Origin of the sequence: Streptococcus sp. OMI870 (genome assembly GCF_047460295.1) — a bacterium.
Taxonomy (GTDB): domain Bacteria; phylum Bacillota; class Bacilli; order Lactobacillales; family Streptococcaceae; genus Streptococcus.
The window spans coordinates 1-2,500 of record NZ_JASHGM010000010.1 but is presented as its reverse complement, the minus strand read 5'-3'; the positions used below and the strand labels follow the sequence as shown (position 1 = coordinate 2,500).

Below are 2,500 nucleotides of genomic sequence, written 5' to 3'. Positions count from 1 at the left end.
TCCGGGATGGACCCCTCACCCAAACAGTGCTCTACCTCCAAGAATCTTAATGTCGACGCTAGCCCTAAAGCTATTTCGGAGAGAACCAGCTATCTCCAAGTTCGTTTGGAATTTCTCCGCTACCCACAAGTCATCCAAGCACTTTTCAACGTGCCCTGGTTCGGTCCTCCAGTGAGTTTTACCTCACCTTCAACCTGCTCATGGGTAGGTCACATGGTTTCGGGTCTACGACATAATACTAATTCGCCCTATTCAGACTCGGTTTCCCTACGGCTCCGTCTCTTCAACTTAACCTCGCATCATATCGTAACTCGCCGGTTCATTCTACAAAAGGCACGCTCTCACCCATTAACGGGCTCGAACTTGTTGTAGGCACACGGTTTCAGGTTCTATTTCACTCCCCTCCCGGGGTGCTTTTCACCTTTCCCTCACGGTACTGGTTCACTATCGGTCACTAGAGAGTATTTAGGGTTGGGAGATGGTCCTCCCAGATTCCGACGAGATTCCACGTGTCTCGCCGTACTCAGGATACTGCTAGGTATAAAGACTATTTCGAATACGAGGCTCTTACTCTCTTTGGCTGACCTTCCCATGTCATTCTTCTATAATCTTTAAGTCCACATTGCAGTCCTACAACCCCGAAGAGTAAACTCTTCGGTTTGCCCTCCTGCCGTTTCGCTCGCCGCTACTAAGGCAATCGCTTTTGCTTTCTCTTCCTGCAGCTACTTAGATGTTTCAGTTCACTGCGTCTTCCTCCTCATATCCTTAACAGATATGGGTAACAGGCATTACCTGTTGGGTTCCCCCATTCGGACATCTCTGGATCGTCGCTTACTTACAGCTCCCCAAAGCATTTCGTCGTTTGTCACGTCCTTCTTCGGCTTCTAGTGCCAAGGCATCCACCGTGCGCCCTTATTAACTTAACCTTATTTTTGGTCTTACGACCTAAACTCTTTAAATATTTACAGCGTTTCGGTTTATTTTCTTGTTACTATTTGATATAGATATTCAATTTTCAATGTTCAAGCTTAACACCCTTAAAGTGTTAATGGAGCCTAGCGGGATCGAACCGCTGACCTCCTGCGTGCAAAGCAGGCGCTCTCCCAGCTGAGCTAAGGCCCCACAAGACCTCTCAAAACTAAACAAGACCAACGTACAGGCTTCCATTTCCTTAGAAAGGAGGTGATCCAGCCGCACCTTCCGATACGGCTACCTTGTTACGACTTCACCCCAATCATCTATCCCACCTTAGGCGGCTGGCTCCTAAAAGGTTACCTCACCGACTTCGGGTGTTACAAACTCTCGTGGTGTGACGGGCGGTGTGTACAAGGCCCGGGAACGTATTCACCGCGGCGTGCTGATCCGCGATTACTAGCGATTCCGACTTCATGTAGGCGAGTTGCAGCCTACAATCCGAACTGAGACTGGCTTTAAGAGATTAGCTTGCCGTCACCGACTTGCGACTCGTTGTACCAGCCATTGTAGCACGTGTGTAGCCCAGGTCATAAGGGGCATGATGATTTGACGTCATCCCCACCTTCCTCCGGTTTATTACCGGCAGTCTCGCTAGAGTGCCCAACTCAATGATGGCAACTAACAATAGGGGTTGCGCTCGTTGCGGGACTTAACCCAACATCTCACGACACGAGCTGACGACAACCATGCACCACCTGTCACCTCTGTCCCGAAGGAAAACTCTATCTCTAGAGCGGTCAGAGGGATGTCAAGACCTGGTAAGGTTCTTCGCGTTGCTTCGAATTAAACCACATGCTCCACCGCTTGTGCGGGCCCCCGTCAATTCCTTTGAGTTTCAACCTTGCGGTCGTACTCCCCAGGCGGAGTGCTTAATGCGTTAGCTGCGGCACTGAGTCCCGGAAAGGACCCAACACCTAGCACTCATCGTTTACGGCGTGGACTACCAGGGTATCTAATCCTGTTTGCTCCCCACGCTTTCGAGCCTCAGCGTCAGTTACAGACCAGAGAGCCGCTTTCGCCACCGGTGTTCCTCCATATATCTACGCATTTCACCGCTACACATGGAATTCCACTCTCCCCTTCTGCACTCAAGTTAAACAGTTTCCAAAGCGTACTATGGTTAAGCCACAGCCTTTAACTTCAGACTTATCTAACCGCCTGCGCTCGCTTTACGCCCAATAAATCCGGATAACGCTCGGGACCTACGTATTACCGCGGCTGCTGGCACGTAGTTAGCCGTCCCTTTCTGGTAAGTTACCGTCACAGTGTGAACTTTCCACTCTCACACTCGTTCTTCTCTTACAACAGAGCTTTACGATCCGAAAACCTTCTTCACTCACGCGGCGTTGCTCGGTCAGACTTCCGTCCATTGCCGAAGATTCCCTACTGCTGCCTCCCGTAGGAGTCTGGGCCGTGTCTCAGTCCCAGTGTGGCCGATCACCCTCTCAGGTCGGCTATGTATCGTCGCCTTGGTGAGCCGTTACCTCACCAACTAGCTAATACAACGCAGGTCCATCTGGTAGTG

1 tRNA gene and 2 rRNA genes (1 of these 3 cut by a window edge) are annotated in these 2,500 nt (G+C 50.7%); all 3 read right to left on the bottom strand.

Annotation, left to right across the window (positions count from 1 at the left end):
• A 23S ribosomal RNA gene (locus tag QM968_RS10660) occupies positions 1–926 on the bottom strand; it reaches 1,976 nt to the left of the window's first position.
• A 123-nt stretch (positions 927–1,049) separates the two neighbouring features.
• Positions 1,050–1,122 (bottom strand) — tRNA-Ala (locus QM968_RS10655).
• Positions 1,123–1,175: 53 nt separating this feature from the next.
• Positions 1,176–2,500, bottom strand: a 16S ribosomal RNA gene (locus QM968_RS10650); the annotation flags it as partial.